The sequence below is a fragment of the Reyranella sp. GW821-FHT14A01 genome (assembly GCF_058803965.1).
The window spans coordinates 302,219-328,442 of sequence record NZ_JBXAPM010000001.1; the positions used below are offsets into that span (position 1 = coordinate 302,219).

The following is a 26,224-nucleotide window of genomic DNA, read 5'->3' on the forward strand; positions in this document are numbered from 1 at the left end:
TTTTGCCGTGCTCCGGCTGACCTGACATGGAGCCGACGTTCCGGGCGTCGATGAACTGGCTGCACACCTGGACCGGCGTGGTGCTGGCGGGATTGCTGTTCGCCATCTTCTGGATGGGCACGCTGAGCGTGTTCGATCGCGAGATCGATCGCTGGATGCTGCCCGCAACCCGGCTCGCGCTGCCGGAAAAGCCGGTGCCGCTCGACACGCTCCAGCCGCTGATCCAGGAGGCGGCCGCCGCGCGCGCGACCTTCTGGTCGGTCCTGCTGCCCAGCGACCGGATGCCGATGTTTCGCGTCGCCTGGCGCACGGCTTCAGGGCCGGTGGTGCGCTATCTCGATCCCGCCACCGGCGCGCCCTTGCCCGATCCGGGCACGCTCGCCGGCACGCAGTTCCTCTATCCGTTCCACTACAACCTGCACATCCGCTTTGCCCAGCTCGGCTCGTGGCTGGTGGGATTCGCCGGCATGGCGATGCTGGTCCTGTGCGTTTCGGGCGTGATCGTCCATCGCAAGATCTTCGCCGACTTCTTCTCGTTCAGGATCGCGAAGAAGCTGCGTCGCTCGATCCTCGACCTGCACAACGTGGCGGGCGTGCTCGGCCTGCCGTTCCACATCGCCATCACCCTGTCGGGCCTGATCATCTTCTATTCGGTCTATTTCTCCTCGGTGTGGCAGGTCGCGTATCAGGGCGACCGGCGTGCCTTCGGTGCGGAAGCCTTCGACCTCTTCGACCGCGCCAAGGCGAACAAGCCGGGCAAGCTGGCGTCGCTCGACGAGATGGTCGCGCGGGCGCGCGAAGGTTGGGAAGGCGATACCCCGCGCTTCGTGACCGTGCGCAATCCCGGCGATGCCGCGGCGATCGTGCAGGTGAGCCGCGCCAACGACGATCGTGTGCGCGCGGCCGCCGACGTGGCCTCCTTCGACGGGGCGACGGGCAAGCTGCTGCACCAGCGGCTGGGCGCGCAGCCGGTGGTGACGGCCTCGCGCTTCATCACCGGTCTCCATCTCATCCAGTTCCGTCACTGGACCCTGCGCTGGCTCTATTTCGGGCTCGGCCTGCTGGGCTGCGTGCTGATCGCGACGGGCCTCCTGTTCTGGCTTGAATCACGCCGCAGGAAACATGCCCAGCTCGGCCTGCGCGGCGTGCGCATCGTCGAAGGCCTGACGGTCGGTTCGGTGAGCGGCACCCTGGCCGCGACCCTGGCCTTCTTCGTCGCCAATCGCCTGCTGCCGCCCGGTGCGGCGTTACTCGGCCAGGAGCGCGCCGCGCTGGAAGTCTGGACCTTCTATCTCGTCTGGCTCGCGACCTTCGCCCATGCCTGGTCGAGGCCGGCCCGCGCCTGGATCGAGCAGTGCTGGTTCATCGCGGCATTGGCCGTCGCTTCCGTCCTGCTCAACTGGATCACGACCGGCGATCACCTCGGCCGAAGCCTCGGCACACGCCCTCTATGGCCGGTCGGCGGCATGGACCTTCTGTTGCTGCTGGCGGCGGCGATCGCCGCAGGCGCAGCGCTGAAGCTCCGCCGCCGCCAGGAGGCCCTTACTTCATCACGATCGGCGAGAAGTCCTGGAACCAGTTCTGGGCCTGCACGAAGCCCGTGACCTTGGGCGACAGGGCGCGCGGGGCGACGTCGTGCGTCACGAACAGGAACAGCGCGTCGTCGACGATCTTCTCGTGGACCTTCTTCAGCGCCTCGTCCTGCGCCTTCGAATCGAAGGTCGTGCGGGCCTTCTCCAGCAGCGCGTCCATGCCCGGGTCCTGGTAGAAGCCCCAGTTGGTGCCGTTGGGCGCCACCAGCTTCGAATCGAGATGGCGGATGAAGGCGGTGAACGGGTCCTGGATGAAGTAGCTGAAGTTGAGCGCGCTCGCTCCCTTGGCCGTGTCCGACTTCGCGCCGGCCCGCCACAGGTTGATCAGCGTGTTCCACTCGGCGACCTCGAATTCGATCTTGATGCCGACATCGGCCAGGTTCTGCTGGATGTACTCGTTCATCGGCAGCGGCAGCATCTGGCCCGAGCCCGAGCTCGAGATCAGCACCTTCGCCGTGACCGGCTTGGCCGTGCTGAAGCCCGCCTCGGCCAGCAGCTTCTTCGCCGCCTCCGGATCGTACTTCACGTCGAAGCTCGGATTGCCGAACCACTGGCTGCCCGGCGTGAGGAAGCCCTTGGCCGGGATCATCATGCCCTTCAGCAGCACCTTCAGCCCCTCGCGGTCGACGGCGAGGTTGGCCGCCTTGCGCACGCGGATGTCCTTCCACGGCGAATTGTCGGCAAAGGAGAGATGCCAGGTCCAGTTGTGCGGATAGGCATTGCTGATGATCTTGAAGCCGGCCTTCTCGAGGCTCGGCACCGCGTCGGGCGGGGGCGCCTCGATCCAGTCGACCTGGCCCGAGCGCAGGGCCGCCGTGCGGGTCGCCGGCTCGGGGATCGGCAGCAGCACCAATTTGTCGAGCTTCGGCACCCGCGCCTTGTCCCAGTATTCCTTGTTGGGCGACAGCTCGGCGCGGGTCTGCGGCTGGAAGGCCGTGAGCTTCCACGGGCCGGTGCCCGACGGCGTCTGCGCGAACTTGTTCCAGTCCTTGCCGAGCTTCTCCCACTGCGCCGGGCTCGACATCATGACCCAGGAGATCTGGTAGGGCAGGAAGGCATCGGGCGTCTTGGTCGTGATCTCGACCGTCTTGTCGTCGATCACCTTGTAGGAGGCGACGGCGGGAATGCGCGAACGGCCTTGCGCGGCCTGCTTGGGATCGAACTGGGGCGACTTGTCGTTCAGCAGCTTGTCGATGTTCCAGACCACGGCGTCGGCCTTGAAGTCGCTGCCGTCATGGAACTTCACGCCGTCGCGCAGGGTGAAGGTCCAGCGCGTCGGATCGGCCGGGTCGACCTTCCACGAGGTGGCGAGGCCCGGCACCAGCATCGAAGCCTTGTCGGCCGAGGACAGGTCCCAATTGATCAGCCCGTCATAGACCGTGTAGCCCATGAACCGCATGCCCTCGCCGCCCTGGTCGGTCTGGCCGGTGGTGAGCGGGATATCCGAGGCGGTCATGCCGATGCGCAGCGTGCCCTGTGCCAGCACGGGGGTCGCGGCCAGCGTCGCCAGAACGGCGACGGCGCCCAGGAGGGCTTTCTTGGCGAGAATCATGGTGAAGGTCCCTGCTTTTCCTTGAGTTCGTTGCCTCGGCAGAGGCCAGAACCGTGCCAAAGAAAGGTTCACTGGCGCTGTCATCCGCTCCGTTCGAGAATGAACGTGACGGTTTGTCTGGAATTATTCTAAACTATGGATGACAAGCCGAAACACGAGGGATGGACGATGACGACCGAAAGCAAGTGCCCTTTCACGGGCGGCGGCGCGCCCCGCGGCAAGCCCAACAGTGGCTGGTGGCCCAACCAGCTGGACCTGTCGGTCCTGCACCAGCATTCCGCCCTGTCCAATCCGATGGGCGAGGCGTTCGACTACGCCAAGGAATTCAAGAGCCTCGACCTCGACGCCGTGATCAAGGACCTGAAGGCCCTGATGACGGAGTCGCAGGACTGGTGGCCGGCCGATTTCGGCCATTACGGCCCGTTCTTCATCCGCATGGCCTGGCATGGCGCCGGCACCTATCGCATCGGTGACGGCCGCGGCGGCGCCGGCGGCGGCCAGCAGCGCTTCGCCCCGCTCAACTCCTGGCCCGACAACGTCAATCTCGACAAGGCGCGCCGGCTGCTCTGGCCGATCAAGCAGAAGTACGGCCGCAAGATCTCCTGGGCCGACCTGCTGATCCTCACCGGCAACGTTGCGCTGGAGTCGATGGGCTTCAAGACCTTCGGCTACGGCGGCGGCCGCGCCGACACCTGGGAGCCCGAGCAGGACATCTACTGGGGCCCCGAGGGCAAGTGGCTGGCCGACGAGCGCTACAGCGGCGACCGCCAGCTCCAGGGCTCTCTGGGCGCCGTGCAGATGGGCCTGATCTACGTCAATCCCGAGGGCCCTAATGGCAATCCCGATCCGGTCGCCGCGGCCCGCGACATCCGCGAGACCTTCGCCCGCATGGCGATGGACGACGAGGAGACGGTCGCCCTGATCGCCGGCGGCCACACGTTCGGCAAGACGCACGGTGCCGGCGATGCCGCGCTGGTCGGTCCGGAGCCGGAGGCCGCGCCTATCGAGCAGCAGGGCCTGGGCTGGAAGAGCAGCTTCGGCACCGGCAAGGGCCATGACGCAATCGGCAGCGGCCTCGAAGTCACCTGGACCTCGACGCCGACCAAGTGGAGCAGCAACTTCTTCTGGAACCTGTTCGGCTACGACTGGGAGCTGACCAAGAGCCCGGCCGGCGCCCATCAGTGGCAGCCGAAGAACGGCGCCGGCGCCAACTCGGTGCCCGACGCCTTCGACAAGTCGAAGCGCCATGCGCCGACGATGCTGACCACCGACCTCTCGCTGCGCTTCGATCCGATCTACGAGCCGATCTCGCGCCGCTTCTACGAGAACCCCGACCAGTTCGCCGATGCCTTCGCGCGCGCCTGGTTCAAGCTCACGCATCGCGACATGGGCCCGATCGCGCGCTATCTCGGCCCGCTCGTGCCGAAGGAGCATCTCATCTGGCAGGACCCGATCCCGGCCGTCGACCATCCGCTGGTCGGCGAGGCGGAGGTCGAGGCGCTCAAGGCGAAGCTGCTGGCCTCCGGCCTCACCGTGTCGCAGCTCGTGACGACGGCGTGGGCCTCGGCCGCGACGTTCCGCGGCGCCGACAAGCGCGGCGGCGCCAACGGCGCGCGCATCCGCCTGGCACCTCAGAAGGATTGGGCGGTCAACCAGCCGGCCGAGCTCGCCACGGTCTTGCAGAAGCTCGAAGCGATCCAGACCGAGTTCAATGCTTCCGGCAAGAAGGTGTCGCTGGCCGACCTGATCGTGCTGGGCGGCGGTGCCGCGATCGAGAAGGCGGCGAAGGCCGCCGGCCACGATGTGAAGGTGCCCTTCACGCCGGGCCGCATGGACGCCTCGCAGGAGCAGACCGACGCGCATTCCTTCGCGCCGCTCGAGCCGACCGCCGACGGCTTCCGCAACTTCGTCGGCACCGAGATGCCGCAGTCGCCCGAGGAACGGCTGGTCGACCGTGCGCAGCGCCTCACCCTGACGGCGCCGGAGATGACGGTGCTGGTCGGTGGCCTGCGCATGCTGGGCGCCAATGTCGGCCAGTCGAAGCATGGCGTCTTCACGGACAAGACGGAGACTCTCAGCAACGACTTCTTCGTCAACCTGCTCGACATGGCGACGGAGTGGAAGCCGGCCGCCGAGGAGGGCGTCTACGAGGGCCGTGACCGCAAGTCGGGTGCCGTGAAGTGGACCGGCACGCGCGCCGACCTGATCTTCGGCTCGCACAGCCAACTCCGCGCGCTGGCCGAGGTCTATGCGCAATCCGACTCGAAGGCGAAGTTCGTGAAGGACTTCGTCGCCGCCTGGACGAAGGTGATGGACCTCGACCGCTTCGACGTCCGCCCCTGATCGACCGACCCTGAAACGGAAAGCCCGCCCGGCAAGCGCCGCGGCGGGCTTTTCTATTTTAACAACGGCCTCACCCTGAGGAGCGCTCCGCAGGAGCGCGTCTCGAAGGGTCGGCACGCGCACCACATCTGTAGCCCATCCTTCGAGACGCGGCCTGCGGCCGCTCCTCAGGATGAGGTGGGGGAAGTTTACTCCAGCTTGATATTCGCCGCCTTGATGACGGCGCTGTAGCGCACGGCATCCTCGGCGAGGTCGCGCGCGAATTCGGCTGATGACGTCGCCACGACGATCAGGCCGAAATCCTTCAGCCGCTGCACGATCTCCGGCCGGCGCACGGCCGCGCGATAGGCTTCCTCCAGCTTCGCCTTGATCGGCGCCGGGGTGTCGGCGCGGATCGAGATGCCGAAATCGTTGCTGGCGCGGACGTTAGGATAGCCCACTTCCGCGAAGGTCGGGACGTCGGGGAATTCCGGCATCCGCTCGGTGTAGCTGACGGCCAGCGCCCGCAACTGTCCCGAGGCGACGTACTGCCGGCAGTCGGCCACGCCCAGCACCGACATCTGCAGGCGATTCTCCAGCAGGTCGGCGACGATCGCCGGCGTGGCGCGATAGGGGACGTGGGCCAGGTCGACGCCGGCCGCCATCTTGAACAGCTCGCCGCCCAGATGCACCGAGGTGCCGATGCCCGAGCTGCCGTACGACCATTTGCCCGGCTGCTTCTTCGCCGCCGCGACGAACTCGGCCATGGTCTTGATGCCGAGCTGCGCCGGCACCGCGAGCAAGGTTGGTCCGACGGTGAGCCGCGACAGCGGCGTGAAGGCGTCCATCTTGAAGGGCAGGTTGGGCATCAGCAGCGCGATGATCGAGTAGCTGCTGCCGGTGAACATCAGCGTGTAGCCGTCGGCCGGGGCCGCGGCCACCGCCGCCATCGTCACCGTGCCGGTGGCGCCCGGCCGGTTCTCGACCACGACCTGTTGCCCCAGGTGCTCCGACACGATGGGCGCGAGCAAGCGCGATAGCACGTCCATCGAGCCGCCGGCGCCGAACGGCATGATCACCTTGATCGGCTTGCTGGGCCAGGCATCCTGGGCGTTCGCACCGCCGAGCGGCAGGGACGTCGCCGCGATGCTGCCAGCCGTGACGGCCAGCAGGGCTCGCCTCGTCACTCGATGGGTCATCGCGCGTCCTCTCAGGGCAGGTGGATCGGAATGCGATAGAAGCGGATGGCGTTCTTCGCGAAGAACTTGGCCAGCGTCTCCGGTGTTTCCTTTGCAAGCGCCTCGCGCATGACCGCGACGATGCCGCCGAAATCCGTGCTGAGGCTCGCCACGGGAAGATTGCTCGCGAAGATGATGCGGTCCGGTCCGAAGATTGACGCGGCCTCGCGCACCACGCGGATGTTGCTCGGCACGTCCCACTTGCCGTGCGGCAGGCCGAGCTCCGAGATCTTGATCGCGACGTTCGGGCAGTCGGCCAGCGCCGCCAGCCCCTTGCGCCAGATCGCGAGCCCTTCCTCCGACCGGTCGAGCGGCAGGCCGGTATGGTTGACCACCATGGGAATGCCGGGGAAGTCGCGCGCGACCTCGGCGCCTTCCTCGAGGTGCCAGTAGGGGATGCGCATGTCCCACGACATGCCGTGCTTCTCCAGCAGCGCGAAGTTCCGCCGCCAGTGATCGTCCTGCATCGTGCCCGGCGCGCCCGCGACCGAAGCCTTCGGTCCCGGCGACGTCGTGGGCCGCGAGCGGATGCCGCGCATCAGCGGCGACTTCGCATGCCCCTCCAGGATCGCGGCGCAATCCGGCTGGATGAACGAGACGTGGCCCACCACGACGGACGGCAAGCCGAACTGCTCGTTCATCGTCCCGAGCCACTCGGTCTCGGCCACCTGCTCGTCCATCGCGCGCGCCGCCTGGATGTGGACGCTCCCGACGACGCGGAAACCTTTCAGCGCCTCGACATAGTCCGACGGCATGTAATCGCGGCAGATCGCGCGATAGTCGCCCAGGAAGAAATTCTTGTCGTACTGGTCCGTCTTGGTCGGATAATGCCCCGCCTTCAGGTCCCACAGATGATGATGCGCATCGACGATCGGCGTCGCGAAGTCACCCGTTGGCGACAGCGTCCTGAGACGATCCATTGTTTCCGCCCGACATTATTCGTTGTCGCGATGGAAGCGGGTGGTCCGACCGTATGTCAACCATTCTACCGCAGCGGGACGGGGAATGGATCAGCGGGACCGACAACACAAGATCAGTTTGTGCAATCGTTCTTGCCATGTCGGTTGAGTGATTATTAATTAAGTCAATCTATTAAAGATTGTATTTTGTGACTTTGTTGCTTGAACGCTGAATGGGTTGGCGCTTCCATGGTTTGGGGGAGTTTCGTCGCACAGGAGCGGACTGGAAGTAGCGTGGAGTATTGCGCACCTGCCGCCGACATCGGACCGGTACCGGTCCAGGTGCCATCAGCACCCTGGTGATGTAGCGCCCCGATTCTCTGGGGAGATCATCATGAGAAAAACTCTGTTTACGCCCGTACTGGGCATCGTCGTCGGATTGAGCGGGTGCACGGCAATCGATCTGTCGAAGCTTGAAGTCAAAGACTTTGCCGACATCAGGAGCTGCAAGGACGATCGTGGACGGGCGCTCGGTGTCGAGCGGCGGCCGCAGGAGACGGCTTTGCGTTCGAGCGAAGTCGAAATCAGCTTCCTGATGCCGAAATCGCCGAGTGCTTCGTTTGCCAGAGCCGCCCGCGCGGAACCTGAGGCGGCTACTTTCCAGGCATACAATGCCGCCACGACGGCGGCGTTGAACTACTCCCTTCCGCCTTCGCTGCAGAACGACGCAGTGATCGAAAGCATCCGTCGGATCATGGTCAAGACATCCGCAGCTGCGCAGATTCACAATGCGCGGATGGATGGCGTCAGGGTTTCGTCTGCACAGATCAACGAAGTCCAATCGTATCCGACGAACAACGACATCAGTCTTTCGCAACTGAAGGCGTTCGCAGACAAGGTTTCCGCTTCCATGTTGCGCCCGACCATTCGACCGCAGGGCGCACCCCTTGTTAACTTGAGGGGAGCGGTGGTCGAAGAGGGCGACAAGGAGTCTTCGAGCAAGAGAGATTTCGCCGGCTACTTCGTTGCTTACTACAGTGGTGAGTTCGTGGATCGGCTGGGGCAGAAGATCGAAAGGCCGAAATTCGATGTGTCCTTTCCACTCGCCCTGGTGATCCCCAACGCGGATATCGCAGCGGCGGTATCGGTCATCGTGGAGTTCATTGTCGACCTGGTCGATCCGACACCGGTCCTTGGAGATGCCGAGACGGCGGGTGCCGTTACCGACAAAACCAAGTTCTATCCCGGTGGTGCCAACAAAATACCGACCGCCTTCGCCATGGGATTCGCCAACTACAAGCAGATCCTTCCCAAGGAACCTGATGAGGCGGAGAGGGCGGCCATCGCGCGGCGGCCGGTCGGGCGCAAGACGGACGAGCCGCCGAAATATGCGACCTGCGGGCTGACCCAGGAAAATTCCAAAGTGCTGTCTGCCATCTCGAACAGCGCCGCCGACAATGCCGCTTTGGTGAGCGGGCTGGTTTCGGAAACGGCCGGCGGCCTCGAACTTGGTTTGGGTGTGATGGGCAAGATTTCCATCGGCGACAACCAGACGCTTGCAACGATCGTAAAGACGGCTGCATCGAGGCTCGGCGGTCGGATCGGCCTCGCGTCAGCTTACTGGACGATAACGGCAGTTACCGGACAGGACCAAACGAGATCGGCTGTATTTAATGCGGTCAGATCGCCCAACCCATCGGGCGTGTCGGCCAGCATCCTGGAATTCAAGTGATGACCGAGCATCTCCGGTCAGCCCTCTTTCCGATTTCTGTTTGATCAGAGCAGGCCGGTAAACTGTAGCCACGGCAAGCGCAATCAGCCCAGCGTTTGCCGTGGCGTGGAGCCACTATCCAAGCCGCGTCGCCTGGCTCACCGCCAATTGCCAGCCGTCCTGCGCCGTCACGTACACGCAGACCCAGCGGAAGTCGTAGATCTTCTGTTCCTTCACGTTGAGGATCGGGCTCTTGCCGGTGACGATCACGGTCGGGCCGGCGAAGACGCGGAAGCTGAGGTCGGTGGCGGGGGCGGCCTCGATCAGGGGCTCGCCGGCCATCGCGGCGACCAGGCGGGCGTCCTTGTTGTCGAGTTTCCCCGAGCCGTGCGTGTGGGTGAAGCTGTCGGCGTAGAGCGGGCGCATCGCGGCGAAGTCTTTCGCGAGCACCGCCTTGGCGAGCTTCGCGCGGAAGTCGGTCACTTCCTGGATGAACTTCTTCGCCTCCGCCGGATCGGGCTGGCGCGGCGGATGGGCGAAGGCGTGTGGCGCGAAGAGGAGGAGCGGGAGTCCCGCGAGCAGGGTGCGTCTATGCATCCTTCGAGGATACGCCGGCCTCGGCGAAGGTCGCCATGCCGTTGTGGCAGGCGGCGGCGGCCTTGAGCAGCGGCACGGCGAGCGCGGCGGCCGAGGCTTCGCCCAGGCGCATGTCGAGGTCGAACAGCGGGCGCACGCCGATCTCGGCGAGGAGGCGCGTGTGGCCCGGCTCGGCCGAGCGGTGCGCCACCAGGCAATGGTCGAGCGCGCGGCGGTCGACGACGCGCAGCGCCGCGGCGGCGGCGGTGCAGGCGAAGCCGTCGAGCAGCACCGGGATGCGGCCCATGCGGGCGGCCACGATGGCGCCGGTCAGGGCCGCGAATTCCTCGCCACCCACGGCGGCCAGCAGCTCCAGCGGATCGCGCCGCGCGATCGCATCCTTGTGGCGGGCGAGCGCCTCGTCGATCACCGCGATCTTGTGGGCGAGCGCCTTGCCGGTGACGCCGGTGCCCGGCCCAGCCCACTCGGCGCCGGTGCCGCCGTAGAGCGCGGCGCAGAGCGTGGCGGCGGCCGTTGTGTTGGCGATGCCCATTTCACCGAGGCATAGCACGTCGATGCCGGGCTCGGCCGCCATCATGCCGTAGGCCATGGCGTTGGCGGCGCGCGTCTCGTCCATCGCCGGCCCCTGCGTGAAGTCGGCGGTGGGATGGTCGAGGTCGAGCTCGTAGATGCGCAGGTCGGCGTCGATCGCGGCGGCGAGCTGGTTGATGGCCGCGCCGCCGTTCGTGAAGTTCTTCACCATCTGCTGGGTGACTTCCGGCGGATAGGCCGAGACGCCGCGCGCCGCCACGCCATGGGTGCCGACGAAGACCGCGATGCGCGGGCGCTCGACCCGCGGCTGGGCACGGCCCTGCCAGCAGGCCAGCCATTCGGCGATCTCCTCCAGCCGGCCGAGCGAGCCCGGCGGCTTGGTCAGTTCGGCCTGGCGGCGAACCACCTCGGTCTGGGCGGTGAGATCGGGTCCCGGCAGGTCGCGCAGGATCCGGCGCATTTCATCGAAGGAGGCAGCCGACATTGTTTGTCCGGGGGCATTCTGGAAGGGGCCGGACCATCCTATATTCGCGGCATCATGACCAGTCCCCACGAGCCGTCCTCCTCTTCGTCTTCGTTCGGTGGCGGCGGCGGCGCGAACCGTCCCACGTCGTTCGACGAATGGCTGCAGGCCTTCAAGGAACAGATGACGTTCTTCACCGGGCTGAAGCTCGATGTCGGCCTGCCGCGCTGGCAGCTCGCCGACGTGCTGCCGGTCCTGCCGTTCGTGGGGGCGGCGATCGGGCTCGGCTCCGGGCTGGTCTTCGCCATCGTGCGCGGCATCGCGGGGCCGGGCTGGTTAGCCGCGGTGCTGGCGGTCGGCGCGGCGGTGATCCTGACGCGCGCCCTGCATGAAGACGGGCTGGCCGACACCGCCGACGGGCTGGGCCCGCATGCGCTGGAACCGGCGCGGCGATTGGAGATCATGCGCGACAGCCGCAACGGCACCTTCGGCGTGCTGGCGCTGGCGCTCTCGGTGCTGATCAAGGTCGCCTGCCTCGCGCAGTTCGGCAGCGCGACCGGGCTCGTGGTCCTGATCTCGGCGCATGCGCTGTCGCGCGCCGTGCTCGCCTATCCGCTGCTCGCCTTCTCGCCCGTGCATGACAACGGGCTGGGCGCGACGGCGGGCAAGCCGACCGACAACGATGTCTGGCTCACCATCGCCATCGGCGCGGGGCTCGCCTTCCTGCTGCTGCTGGGCAAGGGCTTCTTCGTGGCGATCCTGGCACCGCTCGCGGCCCTCTTCTCGGCCTGGTACGCCTCGCACTGGATCGCCAGGCGGCTCGGCGGCTACACCGGCGATACGCTGGGCGCCGTCCAGCAGAAGGCCGAGATCGTCTTCCTCGTGGTGGCGGCGCTCTTCATCGGCCGCTAAGAAGACGGCCGCTCACAGTCATCGGAGGAACGGCATGGCGACAGGCGCCAAGATCACCGGATCGGTCACGCGTTGGTGGTGGGTGCGGCACGCGCCGGTCCCCAATCCGGAGCGCCGCTGCTACGGCCAGTCGGACAAGGATTGCGACGTCAGCAACGAGGCGCTGTTCCGTCACCAGGCGAAGCTGCTGCCCAAGGGCGCGGTCTGGTACGCCTCCAACCTGCTGCGCGCGCGCAAGACCGCCGAGCAACTCGCCCAGGCCGGCGCCGAGATGGACAAGCTTCACATCGATGCCGACCTCGCCGAGCAGCATTTCGGCGAGTGGCAGGGTCTCACCTATGTCGAGATCGCCGAGAACCACGCCGACAACCATCTCTTCTGGCTGGGACCGCCGGAATACCGGCCGCCGGGTGGCGAGAGCTTCGTCGACCTGCGCGACCGCACGGTGCGCAGCATCGACCGGCTGACCGCCGAACATAAGGGCCGCGACATCGTGGCGACGGCGCATGGCGGCACGATCCGCGCGGCGCTGGCGCATGCCTTCAACCTGCATCCCGAGGCGGCGGTGCGCTTCGAGATCGACAATGTCTCGATCACGCTGATCGAGCATTTCGAGCAGGCCAATCCCGAGCATGCCTGGCGCGTGTCGTTCGTGAACTACATGCCGCGCGAGATCGTCATCGCGCATGCCGGCGGGCCTGCGTGACCTCGGCGGCGAAGAGCACCGCCGAGCTGGCGGCCGAACAGGCCGCCCATTGGAACGGGCCGGGCGGACAGGGATGGCTCGATGCCTATGCGCGCATCGAGCGGTCGCTGGTTGAGATCGGCCCGCGCGTGCTCGCTCTCGCCGACGCACGACCCGGTGAGAACGTCATCGATGTCGGTTGCGGCACCGGCGGCACGACATCGGCGCTGGCGAAGTCTGTCGGGCCTTCGGGCCATGTGCTGGGCGTCGACATCTCGCAGCCGCTGATCGAGGTCGCACGGGCGCAGGGCCTTGCCAACGCGACCTTCGTCGTCGGCGATGCGACGGTGCATCCGTTCGAGACGGCGTCGCGCGATCTCGTCTTCTCGCGCTTCGGTGTCATGTTCTTCGGCGATCCCGTGGCTGCCTTCGCCAACCTGCGCCGGGCGCTGAAGCCTTCGGGCCGTCTTGCCTTCGTCTGCTGGCGGACGCCGCAGGAGAATCCCTGGGGCCTCGTGCCGGTGAAGGCCGCCGCGCCGTTCCTGCCGCCGCTGCCGAGGCCCGGTCCGGAAGATCCCGGCCAGTATTCCTTCGGCGATCGCGCGCGGGTCGAGCGCATCCTGACGGCGGCGGGTTTCGGTGCGCTTGTCCTCGAGCCGCTCGACCTGTCGATCTGGATCGGCAAGGACCTGGCCGAGGTGGTGGAGAGCAGCGGCCGCTTCGGCGCGCTGGCCCGTGCCTTTGCCGGGGCGGACCCTCAGTCCATTGCCAGGGCGAAGGCCGCCATCGGCGAAGCGCTGGCGCCTCATGCGACGCCGGATGGCGTGCGCCTGCCGGGCGCCTGCTGGCTGGTGAGGGCGCGTCCCGCCTGATGGAGCATATCTCGACCTTCCCGCTGCCGCCGGTGACGCTCGTCCTGGGCGGCGCGCGCTCGGGCAAGAGCACCCATGCCGAGCGGCTGGTCGCCGGCACCTTGCAGGGGGCGGCGCCGCGGCCGGCGATCTATATCGCCACCGCCGAGGCGGGCGACCTCGAGATGGCGACCCGCATCATGGCGCACCGCGCCCGCCGCGGCGTCGGCTGGACGACGGTCGAGGAGCCGCTGAAGCTCGCCGACGCACTGGACCGGGTGGACGCGCAGGGCCAGCCGGTGCTGGTCGACTGCCTGACCCTGTGGCTCTCCAACCTCATGCACGCCGGCGAGGATGTCGACCAGGCGACCGACGAGCTGGTGCGATCACTCGATGATCACAACCAGCCGGTGGTCTTCGTCAGCAACGAGGTGGGCCTCGGCGTGGTGCCCGATACACCGCTCGGCCGCACCTTCCGGGACGCGATGGGCCGGCTGAATATGCGGATTGCCGAGCGTGCCGACCGGGTGATCCTGATGGCCGCGGGCCTGCCGCTCACGATGAAGGACCGTCCGGCGCGCCGGCGCTGACTGCCCCAATTGGGCCCGGAAGCGGGGCCGTAAACGTGCTATGGTTGTGGTTCTCGTGACCATCCAGGCGCTCCCCCGCGTCGGTCGCCAGCCAAACGGAGCCTAAAATGAAGCTCGATCGCCGAACCGTCCTTTCGGGGACCGCGGCCGCGTTCGCCGCGCCGTTTCTGACCTCGATGCCCGCCCGGGCCGACGCCAAGCGCCAGTCCCTGGTCGATTCCTGCCTCGCCACCGCCCGCAAGATCCTGGGCGGTCCCGACTTCCCGGATGCCGCCGGACAGATGGTCAATGCGCGGGGCGTCCTGATCATTCCCGAACTCGTCCAGGGCGGATTCATCTTCGGCGCCGCCGGCGGTCGCGGCGTCCTGATGGGCCGCAGCTCGCCCAACAACTGGAGCTATCCGGCCTTCTACGGCATGGGCTCCGGCAGCGTCGGCCTCCAGGTCGGCGGCAAGGTCTCCGAGATCGTGTTCATCATCCGGACCGAGAAGGGCCTGCAGGCGGTCCTCGATCACAAGTTCAAGTTCGGCGCGGAAGCGGGCGTGACCATGGTCGCGGTCGGCATCGGCCTCGAAGGCGCCTCGACCGCGGCCGGCGGCGCCGACATCGTGGCCTTCGCCAATTCGCAGGGCCTGTTCGCCGGCGCCTCGATCGAAGGCTCCTACATCGACGCCGACAACGACTGGAACGCGCTCTACTACGGCAGCGGCGCGACGGCGAAGGGCGTCATCCTCGACCGCCGCTACACCAATCCAGGCGCCGAGCCGCTCAGGCAGTACCTGTCGAAGTGGTAGCGAGCCAGCAAGAAAGCCGCCGTTGGAGCGCGCCACTGCGCGCGGAGTAATCTCCGCGCTGAAGTGGCGCATCATGATTCATGAGCGCAACTGGAGTTGCGCGCTCCATTGAGGCGTTAAGCCACCTTCAAGCCATCCGCGATCGAGAGCTTGGCCTTGGTCTTCGCCTTGACCTCGTCGACGGTGACGCCGTCGGCGAGTTCGATCAGGGTCACGCCGCCATCGCCCTTCTTGTCGACGGTGAAGACTCCCAGCTCGGAGATCACCATGTCGACCACCCGACGGCCGGTCAGCGGCAGGGTGCATTCGCCCAGCAGCTTCGAGGCACCGTCCTTGGAGACATGCTCCATGGTGACGATCACGCGCTTCACGCCGGCCACCAGGTCCATGGCGCCGCCCATGCCCTTCACCATCTTGCCCGGGATCATCCAGTTGGCGAGGTCGCCGTTCTCCGCCACTTCCATGGCGCCCAGGATGGAGAGGTCGATATGGCCGCCGCGGATCATCGCGAAGCTGTCGGCCGAGCTGAAATAGGACGTGCCCTTCACCTCGGTCACGGTCTGCTTGCCGGCGTTGATGATGTCGGCATCGACCTCGTTGTCGTAGGGGAAGGGGCCGACGCCCAGCATGCCGTTCTCGCTCTGCAGCGTGATGTCGACATTCTCGGGCACATAGTTCGACACCAGCGTCGGGATGCCGATGCCGAGGTTCACGTAGAAGCCGTCTTGCAGTTCCTTGGCGGCGCGTGCCGCCATCTGGTCGCGGGTCCAGGCCATCGTTCTCTCCTCAAGCCTTGCGAATGGTGCGCTGTTCGATCTGCTTGTCGTAGGGCGCACCGCAGAAGATGCGCTTCACGAAGACCGCCGGCGTGTGCACGTGATCGGGATCGAGCTCGCCGACCGGCACGAGCTCCTCGACCTCGGCGACGCACACTTTCGCGGCGGTCGCCATCATCGGATTGAAATTGCGCGCGGCCTTGCGGAACACCAGGTTGCCCGAGGTGTCGCCCTTCCATGCCTTGACCAGCGCGATGTCGCCGAACAGGCCGCGCTCCATCACATATTCCTCGCCGTCGAAGACCTTGGTCTCCTTGCCCTCGGCCACCAGGGTGCCGACGCCGGTCTTGGTGTAGAAGGCGGGGATGCCGGCGCCGCCGGCGCGGCAGCGTTCGGCCAGCGTGCCCTGCGGGTTGAATTCGAGTTCCAGCTTTCCGTCGAGGTAGAGCTTGGCGAAGGTCTTGTTCTCGCCGACGTAGGAGCTGATCATCTTCTTCACTTGCCCGGTCTCGAGCAGCAGGCCGAGGCCCGCGCCGTCGATGCCGGCATTGTTCGAGACGCAGGTGAGGCCCTTCACGCCGGAGTCGCGGACCGCGCGGATCAGCTTGTCGGGAATACCGACCAGGCCGAAGCCGCCGCACATCAGCATCAGATCGTCGCGCAGCAGGCCCTCGAGCGCCGACTTCGCATCCTGGTAGACCTTGTTTGCCATCGCTGTGTTCCGTCCTCGCCGGGTTCCTCGGCATATGGGAGGGGCGGTACTTGCCTGTCAATCAGTCGCGGATGCTGCGCTTTCCCGCGACGAATTCCCCCATCAGCCGGTGCCCATCGTCGCTCACGGCGAGGTCCATGAACAGTGTCCGTTCGTTGACGAGGCCTTGTGACAAAGGCGTTTCAGCCGCCGACCGGACCAGCCGCTTGATGTGCGCCACCGCCCGCGGCGGCCGGGCCGCCAGCCGCTCCGCCATCGTCATCGCGTGGTCCAGCACCGGGCCATCAACGGCCGCATGGACCATGCCCAGCGAGGCCGCCTCGTCGGGCGACACGGTGCGGCCCGTCAGCGACAGTTCGAGTGCACGGGCCTCGCCGACCAGGCGCACGAGGCGCTGCGTGCCGCCCGCGCCGGCCAGGATGCCGATGTTGATCTCGGGCTGGCCCAGCCAATAGGGACCGCGCTCGGCCAGGCGGATGTCGCAGGCCATGCAGAATTCGAAACCGCCGCCCATCGCCGTGCCGTTGATGGCGGCGATCACCGGCTTCGGCGCGCTTTCGAGCCGGGTCAGGATCCTGTGATAGGCGCCCTCGGGCGAGGGCCGATCGAGGGAGAAGGTCGCTCCCTTGGCGCGCAGCTTTTCGGAAAGCGCCAGCAATTCGGACACGTCGTAATGCTCGACGAACACGCCCTTCAGCGCGCCGGTGAAGACCAGCACGCGCGCCGTATCGTCAGCCAGGAGATTGCCGACCGCGGCATCGAGTTCGCCGACCATCGCGGCGTTCATGTAGCCCTTGGGCGGATTGTTGAAACGGACGATGGCGACGGCGTCGCGCCGCTCGATTTCGATCAGGGGCATACTGGATTGTCGTAAGCCGCGAGCCCGATAGCAATCACATCGCGCTCGACCCTGCGCCCCGGCGACGTCGCCAAGGCGCACAAACGAAATAACCGAAACAAATGAAACGGAGGGGCCACCTCCGGGATTACCTCGGCCGAGCCGTGATCACGATGGCAATTCCCGCGATCACCAGCGCCGTGCCGATCGCCAGCGGCCAGGTGACGGGCTCGCCCACCAGCACGACCGAGCTGGCGATGGCCAGCAGCGGCACGCCCAGCATGCCGAGCGAGCCGGTGACCGGCGGCAAAGCGCGGGCGACGGAGACGGCGGCCCAGGTCGCGGTCGGGCCGGCCAGCACGCCGAGATAGAGGAGGGCGATCCACAGCGAGGGCTGCTGCAGGTCGAGATGGCCTGCCGGTTCCAGGGTGAAGGCGAGCAGCCACAGCAGCACGGTCGCCACGCCCATCTGCCAGGGCAGCACGTCGAGCGGCGACATGCGCCACGAATGGCGACGCGCATGCAGGATGGCGAGCGCCCAGGTGAAGCCAGCGGCCAGCAGCCAGCCATGGCCCAGCATCACCTGCCGGTCGCTCCAGTCGAAGCGCATGGGATCGACCAGCACGAGAATACCGGCCATGCCAAGCGCGGCGCCCGCGAAGGCACGACGGCCGACCTTCTCGCCGATCATCCACGAGAGCGGCACCATCCAGAGCATGGTCGTGTAGGCCAGAACGCCCGAGCGGCCCGGCGGCACGATCTGCACGCCGAGATTGGCGAAGGCAAAGAAGCAGGTGAGCTGCAGCGCGCCGACCGACAGGATGATCGGCCAGTCGCCACGGCCGGGCCAGGCGAGCCGCTTCAGAGCCGCGACCAGGACGAACGCCGTTGTCGCTGACAGGGTGGCACGTGCCGCCGCCATCCAGATCGGCGTGCTGGCGCCGAGGCCAATCCTTATGACCGGCCAAGCGAGGCCGAACAGCACGATCACGAGGCCGAGCTGCAGCCAAGCCACGCGCGAGGGGCGCGCGTCGCTCATGGACGTTTCCTCCTGCCGTCTTTTTTCGGGCGCGCCTAGGCGCGCTTTTCCGCGGGCACGGTAAGCGGCTGCGGCAGGCGCGTCAGCATTTCCTTCGGCACCACCTGCCAGAAATGCAGGACCTCGCGGTTCCAGTCGTTGAGCAGGCGCGCGGCCAGCGGCGACCTGGTTTCCGCGACATGCTCGGAGACCTGCGACTTCAGCACCGACTCCCAGTGCGGATGGTCGACGCGCTGCCAGGTCACCGTCTCGGGATTGACCTTCAGCTTGAACGCATCCTCCGGGTCGTAGAGGAACGCCATGCCGCCGGTCATGCCGGCGCCGAAGTTGACGCCGACCGGTCCCAGGATCACGGCGGTGCCGCCGGTCATGTATTCGCAGCCGTTGGAACCCAAGCCCTCGACCACGGCATCGGCGCCCGAGTTGCGCACGGCGAAGCGCTCGCCGGCGCGGCCCGAGGCGAACAGCTTGCCCGCCGTCGCGCCGTAGAGAACCGTGTTGCCGATGATGGCGTTGGCTTCCGGCACCAGCGGGCTGGAGACGGTCGGCTTCACCACGATGGTGCCGCCGCTCAAGCCCTTGCCGACATAGTCGTTGGCGTCGCCGAACACTTCGAGCTTCATGCCCTGCACCGCGAAGGCGCCGAGCGACTGGCCGGCGGTGCCGCGCAGCAGGACCGTCACCGTGTCGGGCGGCAGGCCCGACATGCCGTACTTGCGCGTGATCATGGCGGCCAGCCGCGTGCCGACGGCGCGATGGGTGTTCCGCACGCTGTACTGGAGCTGCATCTTCTCGCGGTGCGTGAAGAGCGGCTGTGCGTCGCGCAGCATCTGGGCGTCGAGCGTGTCGGGCACCTCGTTGCGTCCCTTGACGGTGCAGTGCACGGCCTCGCGGCCGCCATCGGCCCGCGTCAGCAGCGGGTTGAGGTCGAGATCGTCGAGATGGCGCGCGCCGCGGCCCACCTGCTTCAAGAGGTCGGAGCGGCCGACGATCTCGAGCAGCGACTTGTAGCCGAGCTGCGCCAGGATCTCGCGCACCTCTTCAGCCACGAAGCTGAACAGGTTGACCACCTTCTCCGGCGATCCCTCGAACTTCTCGCGCAACTTGGGATCCTGCGTGCAGACGCCCACCGGGCAGGTGTTGGAATGGCACTGCCGCACCATGATGCAGCCCATGGCGATCAGCGACGCCGTGCCGAGCCCGTATTCCTCGGCGCCCAGCATGGCGGCGATCACCACGTCGCGGCCGGTCTTGATGCCGCCGTCGGTGCGCAGCAGCACCTTGTCGCGCAGCCGGTTCAGGGTCAGCACCTGGTGTGTCTCGGAGAGGCCCATCTCCCAGGGGATGCCGGCATACTTGATGCTGGTCTGTGGCGAGGCGCCGGTGCCGCCGTTATGGCCGGACACCAGGATCACGTCGGCCTTGGCCTTGGCCACGCCCGCCGCGATCGTGCCGATGCCGGAGCGCGCGACCAGCTTCACGGTCACGCGCGCCTCGGGGTTGATCTGCTTCAGGTCGTAGATCAGCTGCGCCAGATCCTCGATCGAGTAGATGTCGTGATGCGGCGGCGGGCTGATCAGGGTCACGCCCGGCGTCGAATGCCGCAGCTTGGCGATCATCTCGGTGACCTTGAGGCCGGGCAGCTGGCCGCCCTCGCCGGGCTTGGCGCCCTGGGCCACCTTGATCTCGAGTTCGCGGCAGTTGTTCAGATACTCTGCCGTGACGCCGAAGCGGCCCGACGCGACCTGCTTGATGGCCGAGGAAGCGTTGTCGCCGTTCGGCCGCGGCTTGTAGCGCGCGGAATCCTCGCCGCCTTCGCCTGAATCGGACTTGGCGCCGATGCGGTTCATGGCGATCGACAGCGTCTCGTGCGCCTCGGGTCCCAGCGCTCCCAGCGAGATGCCGGGTGCCACCAGGCGCTTGCGCAGCTCGGTGATCGACTCGACATCGTCGAGGGCGATCGGCGCGCGGTCGGGCTTGAAGTCCAGCAGGTCGCGCAGGTTGATCGGCGGCTGGCGGCGCACCGCCTCGCTGTACTTGCGGTACTTGGCGTAAGACTCGGTGTTCACCGCGTCCTGCAGCATGTGGATCAACGCGCCTTCGAAATTGTGCCGGTCGCCGCCGCGCCGCGCCTTGTAGAAGCCGCCGATCGGGAGCGCGATCACCTCCTCGTCGAAGGCGCGCGCATGCTGCTCGGCAATCTCCTCCTGGATGCCGCGCAGGCCGATGCCGGAGATGCGCGAGGGCATGCCGGGGAAGAACTCGGCGACCAGCGAGCGCGACAGGCCGACCGCCTCGAAGTTGCAGCCGCCGCGATAGGACGAGAGGACCGAGATGCCCATCTTGGACATGGTCTTGAGCAGGCCCTCGTCCAGCGCCTTCTTGAAGTTGGCGAGGCACTGGCCGAGCGAGAGCTTGCCGAACAGGCCGCGCGCATGGCGGGCCGCGATCGTCTCCTCGGCGAGATACGGATTCACCGTCGTGGCGCCGACGCCGATGATCACCGCAACGTAGTGCACGTCGAGACATTCGCCGGAGCGCACGTTCAACGACGTGAAGGTGCGCAGCGACTGGCGCACCAGATAGGAGTGCACGGCGCCGGCGGCCAGGATCATCGGCAGGGCGGCGCGATCGGCATCGATGTTGGCGTCGGTCAGCACGATGTGCAGGCAGCCGCTGCGGACGGCGTCCTCGGCCTCCTTGCAGATGCGCTCGAAGGACTGGCGCATGGCATCGAGGCCTCCCTTCGGATCGAAGGTGCAATCGATGCGCGCGACCGTGTCGCCCATGTACTTGCGCATCGCCTCGAACTCGGCGTTGAGCACGATCGGCGACTGCAGCGACAGCATCTCGCTCTGGTCGGGCTTCTCGTCGAGGATGTTGCCGAGATTGCCCAGCCGCGTGCGGATCGTCATCACGTTGCGCTCGCGCAAGCTGTCGATCGGCGGGTTCGTGACCTGGCTGAAATTCTGCCGGAAGTAATGGTGCATGCCGCGATAGGTGTCGCTCAGCACCGCGAGCGGTGCGTCGTCACCCATCGAGCCGACGGCCTCCTTGCCGTCTTCGACCATGGGATGGAGGATCGCCTCGAGATCCTCGATCGACCAGCCGGCCGCGAACTGGCGGCGGCGCAATTCGTCGGCCGGGAAATGCTCGGCGGCCGGCGCGTCCTGCCGGATCAGCGAATCGAGCTCGACCGTGCGCTGCGTCCAGCTCGCATAGTCGTGCGTCGCGGCCAGCTTGTCCTTCAGCTTGCGGTCCTTGTAGACCTTAGGCTTGTCCATATCGACGGCCAGCATCTCGCCCGGGCCGAGCCGGCCCTTCTCGACGATCTTGGCCTCGTCCTGCGGCACCATGCCGGCCTCGGAGCCGGCGATCAGCAGCTTGTCGGACGTCATGACGTAGCGCATCGGCCGCAGCCCGTTGCGGTCGAGCCCGACCAGCGCCCACTTGCCGGCGACGGCGGCGATGGCGGCCGGCCCGTCCCACGGCTCCATGACGCCGTTCACGTAGTTGTACATGGCGCGATGCTCGGGCGGCACGTTGGGGTTCGTGGCCGAGGCCTCGGGAATCATCATCGTCTTGACCATCGGCAGGTTGCGATGGCCGCGCACCAGCAGCTCGAACACGCTGTCGAGCGCCGAGGAATCCGACGCGCCGGGCTGCACGATGGGCTTCAGGTCCTCGATGAAGCGGCCGAAATTCTCGTGCTCGAGGCGCGCCTCGTGGCTCTTCATCCAGTTGACGTTGCCCAGGATGGTGTTGATCTCGCCGTTGTGGGCGAGCACGCGGAAGGGCTGCGCCAGCTTCCATTGCGGGAAGGTGTTGGTCGAATAGCGCTGGTGGAAGATCGCGAAGCGCGAGACGAAGCGCTCGTCGAGCAGGTCGGGATAGAAAGTGCTGAGATGCTCGGCGAGGAACATACCTTTGTAGACGACCGACCGGCAGCTGAGCGAGCAGACGTAGAACTCGGAGATGTTCTCGGCGAGCGCCGCCTTCTCCATGCGGCGACGCAGGATGTAGAGCTGCTTCTCGAACTCGCGGTTCTCGAGCCTGGTGTCGCCGCGGCCGATCAGGATCTGCTCGATCTCGGGCCGCGTCTCGTTGGCCTTGGCGCCGATGACCGAGATGTCGACCGGCACCTGCCGCCAGCCCAGGATCGTGTGGCCGAAGCGCAGGATCTCGGTCTCGACGATGGTGCGACAGCGTTCCTGCGCGCCGAGGTCGGTGCGCGGCAGGAAGACCATGCCGACCGCCAGCCGCCCGGCCTGCGGGATCTCGCCGCTCGAATCGCGGACATATTCCTTGAAGAAGTCCTGCGGGATCTCGACGTGGATGCCCGCGCCGTCGCCGGTCTTGCCGTCGGCGTCGACCGCGCCGCGATGCCACACCGCCTTCAGCGCATCGATGCCCGCCGCGACCACGTCGCGGCGTCGCTTGCCGTCCAGCGCGACCACCAAACCGACGCCGCAGGAATCGAGTCCCTCGGCGGGGTTGTAGCCGTAGGCGGCGGTGAGCTTCTCGGTTCCGCTCTTGTAGTCGCGGACGAACTGCTCGGCATCGAAGGGTGTGGCGGACATGGCTAAACTCCAGATCAGGAGATCGCTCGGGATGACAGAAATTACGTATCTGAGAATAGCTTGCCGGCTTCGGCCCAGTTCTCTTTCTTGATGTCGGTGAGGATGATCTGCACCGCGTCGGGCGTGCAGCCCAGCGCGCGGCAGGTGCCCTCGGTCAGCTCCTTCGCCAGCGCACGGCGCTGCTCGATCGTGCGGCCCTCGAACATCTGGACATTGATCATCGGCATTTTCTTCTTCTCCTTTGGTCAGAACGTGTGATCGATCGCGAGGTGGCCGGGCTGCGCCTTCACGCGGGCCATCCAGGCGGTGATGTTGGGATAGCGCGACAGGTCGAACCCGCCCTCGTCGGAGACATGCGTGTACGCATAGAGCGCGATGTCGGCGAGGCCGTAGCGCTCGTCGACGAAGAACGTGCGGTTCGCGAGATGCTTCTCCATCACGTCGAGCGCGGCATAGCCCTTCTTCATGATGTCGGGCAGGTTGGTTTCCTGCTGCGGCGTGAGCTTGTCGAGGAAGTGCTTCCAGAAGCGCGCCACGGCGATATAGGGCTCGTGGCTGTACTGCTCGAAGAACATCCATTGCAGCGTCTGCGCCCGTGGCAGCCGGTCCTTCGGCGCGAACGCAGTACCCTCGGCGAGATACCAGAGGATCGCGCCCGATTCGAACAGGAAGGTGCCGTCTTCGAGTTCGAGTGTCGGGATGCGGCCGTTCGGGTTCTTCTCCAGGAACTCTGGCGTGCGCGTCTCGCCCTTCAGGATGTCGCGCTCGATGCGTTCGAACGGAACGCCGAGCTGCGACATCAGCAGCCAGACCTTGTAGCCGTTGCCCGACCCGGTGAAGTCGTAGACCTTCAGCATCGCCTACTCCGCGGCGATCCGCGCGGCGGCCAGCGCCTTCGTCGTCAGGTAGCTATGGATGCGCTCGGCGGCGTCGCGGCCGTCGCGCACCGCCCACACGACCAGCGAAGCGCCGCGCACGATGTCGCCGGCCGCGAACACGCCGTCGAGACTGGTCATCATGCTCTTCCAGTCGATCTTCAGCGTGTTCCAGCCGGTGACGCCGAGGTCCGGCACACTCATCGCGGCCGGCAGGTCCTCGGGATCGAAGCCCAGCGCCTTCAGCACGAGGTCGGCCTCGACGTTGACGTGGCTGTTGGGGATCTCCTGCGGCGTCTGGCGACCCGAGGAGTCGGGCATGCCGAGATGGATGCGCACGGTGCGGACGTGGCTCACTTTGTCCTTGCCGAGGAAAGCCTGCGGCGCGGCCAGCCACACGAACTCGACGCCCTCTTCCTCGGCGTGCTTCACCTCGCGCTGCGAGCCCGGCATGTTGGCGCGGTCGCGGCGATAGAGGCACTTCACGGACTTCGCGCCCTGGCGCACCGCTGTGCGCACGCAATCCATCGCCGTGTCGCCGCCGCCGATCACCACGACGTTCTTGCCCTCCGCGTTCAGCACGCCGGATTCGAACCCGGGGACGGTGTCGCCCAGGCCCTGCCGGTTGGAGGCGGTGAGATAGTCGAGCGCCGGCGCGATGCCGGGCAGGCCGACACCGGGGGCGGCGATGTCGCGCGCCTTGTAGACGCCGGTGGCGATCAGCACCGCGCCATGACGCGCGCGCAGTTCCTCGAGCGTGACGTCGCGGCCGACCTCGCAGTTCAGGTGGAAGGTGACCTTGGAGTCGCGCAGCAGCGTCTCGCGACGCTGCACGATCTCCTTCTCGAGCTTGAAGTTGGGGATGCCGTAGATCAGCAGGCCGCCGACCCGGTCATAGCGATCGTAGACGGCGACCTGGTAGCCCTTGCGGCGCAGCTGCTCGGCGGCGGCGAGGCCCGCCGGGCCGGCGCCGACGATGCCGACGCTCTCGGGCCGCTCGCGCCGCGGCTGGATCGGCTTCACCCAGCCCTGCTGCCAGGCCGTGTCGGTGATGTACTTCTCGACCGAGCCGATGGTGACCGCTTCGAAGCCCTTCTCGATGACGCAATTGCCTTCGCACAGCCGGTCCTGCGGGCAGATGCGGCCGCAGATCTCCGGGAAGTTGTTGGTCGCGGAGGAGAGTTCGTACGCCTCGTCGAGCCGGCCCTCGGCCGTGAGCTTCAGCCAGTCCGGGATGTTGTTATGGAGCGGGCAGTGGATCTGACAGAAGGGCACGCCGCATTGCGAGCAGCGCGCCGCCTGCTCGGCGGCCCGATCCTTGGCATAGGCCTGATAAATCTCGTCGAAGTCCCGACGGCGTTCGGCTGCCGGCCGCTTGTCGGGCATGGCTTGCGGCGTTCCGACGAACTTCAGCATCCTCTCGGCCATCCCCGGCCTCCTCGGAATTTTTGTGAAATTTTATTACGCAAGAAGCGCGCCGATCGCGCCTTTGCTGCCTTGTTGGAAGCGTTACACCACATGCCCTGCCGATAGTCAACAATACTGACCTAGTTTTTAAAGAAAGAGGGCTTCCTCATCTCATCTTCTCGTTGATCGATTCTGACAATCTCAATATTGTTCCAGTATAGGACTAAATGCTCCAGACAAGCATAAGCGCCTTCCGTGACGCCTTTATTGGCGTGGGTTAGGCGGGGGCGTGCTGGTTGTAGCGGCCGCCGATGCGGTAGCGGTCGAGGTACATCGGCAGGATGGCCTCGGCGGCGGTCGGCTCGATGCCGAGCTCGGCTAGGCCAGGGGCGCCGGCGCGGGCGACATTGTCGGTCACCAGCAGGTCGACTTGGTCGTGGGTCAGCGGCGGCACGGGGAGGAATTCCGCGAAGAAGCCGGCGATCCGCATCAGGCCGGCCGGAACGCCTAGGATCCGCTTGTCGCGGCCAGTCTCGCGCAGCACGAGGCCGGCGATCTCGCGATAGGTATAGACGCGCGGCCCGCCCAGCTCGAACACGGTCTTGGCCGTGTCCGGCCGCACCAGCACGGCCGCCACGGCCGCGCCGACATCGCCCACGAACACCGGCTGGACCTTCGCCGAACCGTCGCCGACGACAGGCAGGAACGGCGCCTGCTTGGCGATCTGGCCCATGCGGTTGAACATCGCATCCTCGGGCCCGAAGACCACGCTCGGCCGCAGGATCGTAGCGTCGATGAAGCCCGCGACGATCGCATCCTCGGCATCGACCTTGGAGCGGATGTACTTGTTCGTCGAATTGCGCTGGTCGGCGCCGATGCCGGACATATGGATCAGGCGCTGCACGCCGGCGGCCTTGGCGGCCTCGGCGATGGCCTTGCAGCCCTCGACATGGACGGTCCGGTAGCTCTGGCGGCCGCGCTGGAAGGCGATGCCGGAGGCATTGACCACCGCCTGACTGCCGGCGACCGCCGCCTTCACGGAGGCGGCGTTGCGCAGGTTGGTCCGCATCAGCGTGATCTGGCCGACATCGCCCGCGGTCTTGATCCGCTCCGCCAGCTCGATGCGCCGGCAGGCGATCCGGACCTGGTAGCCCTCCTGCGCCAGTGCCCGCACGATGGCGCGGCCGACGAAGCCGCTGCCGCCAAAGACCGTGACCTGTTTGATGCTCATGGATGCTGCCTATAGCCCAATGCCATGAC

General features: G+C 66.7%; 22 protein-coding genes. 8 read left to right on the forward strand and 14 right to left on the reverse strand.

All coding sequences use genetic code 11. The features are described from left to right. The first annotated feature begins 26 nt into the window (after nt 1–26). Nucleotides 27–1,604, forward strand: a complete 1,578-nt coding sequence (locus AC1ROX_RS01440; RefSeq protein ID WP_493121685.1) for a PepSY-associated TM helix domain-containing protein — start codon at nt 27–29, stop codon at nt 1,602–1,604. Here the strand turns inward: AC1ROX_RS01440 and AC1ROX_RS01445 are convergent. Continuing rightward, the gene (locus AC1ROX_RS01445; RefSeq protein ID WP_493121686.1) at nt 1,543–3,144 is read right to left on the reverse strand and encodes an ABC transporter substrate-binding protein; all 1,602 of its coding nucleotides are present in this window, start codon (nt 3,142–3,144) and stop codon (nt 1,543–1,545) included. The two genes, AC1ROX_RS01440 and AC1ROX_RS01445, sit on opposite strands and share 62 nt — an antisense overlap. Before the next feature lie 168 nt (nt 3,145–3,312). On the opposite strand from AC1ROX_RS01445, the gene katG reads away from it, so the two are divergent. Next, nucleotides 3,313–5,487 carry a catalase/peroxidase HPI gene (gene katG, locus AC1ROX_RS01450; RefSeq protein WP_493121688.1) on the forward strand — a complete coding sequence of 725 codons (2,175 nt, stop codon included), beginning with the start codon at nt 3,313–3,315 and terminating at the stop codon, nt 5,485–5,487. Between the two features lie 188 nt (nt 5,488–5,675). On the opposite strand, the gene AC1ROX_RS01455 is transcribed toward katG, so the two are convergent. Further along, the gene (locus AC1ROX_RS01455) at nt 5,676–6,665 is read right to left on the reverse strand and encodes a Bug family tripartite tricarboxylate transporter substrate binding protein (RefSeq protein ID WP_493121690.1); all 990 of its coding nucleotides are present in this window, start codon (nt 6,663–6,665) and stop codon (nt 5,676–5,678) included. 11 nt (nt 6,666–6,676) lie between these two features. After that, complete coding sequence (locus tag AC1ROX_RS01460) at nt 6,677–7,624, reverse strand: amidohydrolase family protein (protein ID WP_493121691.1); 948 nt, start codon at nt 7,622–7,624, stop codon at nt 6,677–6,679. A gap of 373 nt (nt 7,625–7,997) precedes the next feature. Between AC1ROX_RS01460 and AC1ROX_RS01465 the strand changes: the two genes are divergently transcribed. After that, nucleotides 7,998–9,335 carry a hypothetical protein gene (locus tag AC1ROX_RS01465; RefSeq protein ID WP_493121693.1) on the forward strand — a complete coding sequence of 446 codons (1,338 nt, stop codon included), beginning with the start codon at nt 7,998–8,000 and terminating at the stop codon, nt 9,333–9,335. A 114-nt stretch (nt 9,336–9,449) separates the two neighbouring features. Here AC1ROX_RS01465 and AC1ROX_RS01470 read toward each other — a convergent pair whose 3' ends face one another. Both AC1ROX_RS01470 and cobT read right to left on the reverse strand, forming a co-directional pair. Continuing rightward, nucleotides 9,450–9,911, reverse strand: coding sequence for a nuclear transport factor 2 family protein (locus AC1ROX_RS01470; protein WP_493121694.1), 462 nt, complete (start codon nt 9,909–9,911; stop codon nt 9,450–9,452). After that, nucleotides 9,904–10,926 (reverse strand): nicotinate-nucleotide--dimethylbenzimidazole phosphoribosyltransferase, encoded by a 1,023-nt coding sequence (gene cobT / locus AC1ROX_RS01475; RefSeq protein ID WP_493121696.1) that lies wholly within the window; start codon nt 10,924–10,926, stop codon nt 9,904–9,906. The genes AC1ROX_RS01470 and cobT overlap by 8 nt, the downstream gene beginning before the upstream one ends. 54 nt (nt 10,927–10,980) lie before the next feature. Between cobT and cobS the strand changes: the two genes are divergently transcribed. From cobS to AC1ROX_RS01500, 5 genes are all read left to right on the forward strand, one after another. Continuing rightward, on the forward strand, nt 10,981–11,817 hold the full coding sequence (gene cobS / locus AC1ROX_RS01480) for an adenosylcobinamide-GDP ribazoletransferase (RefSeq protein WP_493121697.1): 837 nt from the start codon (nt 10,981–10,983) through the stop codon (nt 11,815–11,817). A gap of 34 nt (nt 11,818–11,851) precedes the next feature. Further along, nucleotides 11,852–12,523, forward strand: coding sequence for a histidine phosphatase family protein (locus AC1ROX_RS01485; RefSeq protein WP_493121699.1), 672 nt, complete (start codon nt 11,852–11,854; stop codon nt 12,521–12,523). After that, the gene (locus AC1ROX_RS01490; protein ID WP_493121700.1) at nt 12,520–13,374 is read left to right on the forward strand and encodes a class I SAM-dependent methyltransferase; all 855 of its coding nucleotides are present in this window, start codon (nt 12,520–12,522) and stop codon (nt 13,372–13,374) included. Before AC1ROX_RS01485 ends, AC1ROX_RS01490 begins: the two co-directional genes overlap by 4 nt. Beyond that, nucleotides 13,374–13,943, forward strand: coding sequence for a bifunctional adenosylcobinamide kinase/adenosylcobinamide-phosphate guanylyltransferase (gene cobU / locus AC1ROX_RS01495; RefSeq protein ID WP_493121702.1), 570 nt, complete (start codon nt 13,374–13,376; stop codon nt 13,941–13,943). Before AC1ROX_RS01490 ends, cobU begins: the two co-directional genes overlap by 1 nt. A 107-nt stretch (nt 13,944–14,050) precedes the next feature. After that, entirely contained in the window at nt 14,051–14,737 is a 687-nt protein-coding gene (locus tag AC1ROX_RS01500; RefSeq protein WP_493121703.1) for a lipid-binding SYLF domain-containing protein, read from the forward strand. A gap of 116 nt (nt 14,738–14,853) precedes the next feature. Here AC1ROX_RS01500 and AC1ROX_RS01505 read toward each other — a convergent pair whose 3' ends face one another. The 9 genes from AC1ROX_RS01505 to AC1ROX_RS01545 all read right to left on the reverse strand — a co-directional run bounded on the left by AC1ROX_RS01505 (nt 14,854) and on the right by AC1ROX_RS01545 (nt 26,195). Further along, on the reverse strand, nt 14,854–15,513 hold the full coding sequence (locus AC1ROX_RS01505; protein ID WP_493121705.1) for a CoA transferase subunit B: 660 nt from the start codon (nt 15,511–15,513) through the stop codon (nt 14,854–14,856). Between the two features lie 10 nt (nt 15,514–15,523). Then, nucleotides 15,524–16,225: a CoA transferase subunit A gene (locus AC1ROX_RS01510; RefSeq protein WP_493121706.1), complete on the reverse strand. Its 702-nt coding sequence runs from the start codon at nt 16,223–16,225 to the stop codon at nt 15,524–15,526. Nucleotides 16,226–16,286: 61 nt separating this feature from the next. Further along, nucleotides 16,287–17,084, reverse strand: a complete 798-nt coding sequence (locus AC1ROX_RS01515) for an enoyl-CoA hydratase/isomerase family protein (protein WP_493121708.1) — start codon at nt 17,082–17,084, stop codon at nt 16,287–16,289. A gap of 127 nt (nt 17,085–17,211) precedes the next feature. Then, complete coding sequence (locus tag AC1ROX_RS01520) at nt 17,212–18,102, reverse strand: DMT family transporter (RefSeq protein WP_493121709.1); 891 nt, start codon at nt 18,100–18,102, stop codon at nt 17,212–17,214. A gap of 35 nt (nt 18,103–18,137) precedes the next feature. After that, nucleotides 18,138–22,682 carry a glutamate synthase large subunit gene (gene gltB / locus AC1ROX_RS01525; RefSeq protein ID WP_493121711.1) on the reverse strand — a complete coding sequence of 1,515 codons (4,545 nt, stop codon included), beginning with the start codon at nt 22,680–22,682 and terminating at the stop codon, nt 18,138–18,140. 41 nt (nt 22,683–22,723) lie between these two features. Continuing rightward, nucleotides 22,724–22,909, reverse strand: coding sequence for a 4-oxalocrotonate tautomerase (locus AC1ROX_RS01530; RefSeq protein ID WP_295134801.1), 186 nt, complete (start codon nt 22,907–22,909; stop codon nt 22,724–22,726). 18 nt (nt 22,910–22,927) lie between these two features. Further along, nucleotides 22,928–23,539, reverse strand: a complete 612-nt coding sequence (locus tag AC1ROX_RS01535) for a glutathione S-transferase family protein (RefSeq protein ID WP_493121713.1) — start codon at nt 23,537–23,539, stop codon at nt 22,928–22,930. Nucleotides 23,540–23,542: 3 nt separating this feature from the next. Next, nucleotides 23,543–24,985 carry an NAD(P)-dependent oxidoreductase gene (locus AC1ROX_RS01540; RefSeq protein WP_493121714.1) on the reverse strand — a complete coding sequence of 481 codons (1,443 nt, stop codon included), beginning with the start codon at nt 24,983–24,985 and terminating at the stop codon, nt 23,543–23,545. A 256-nt stretch (nt 24,986–25,241) separates the two neighbouring features. Beyond that, nucleotides 25,242–26,195 carry a complex I NDUFA9 subunit family protein gene (locus AC1ROX_RS01545; protein WP_493121716.1) on the reverse strand — a complete coding sequence of 318 codons (954 nt, stop codon included), beginning with the start codon at nt 26,193–26,195 and terminating at the stop codon, nt 25,242–25,244. Nucleotides 26,196–26,224: the final 29 nt, after the last annotated feature.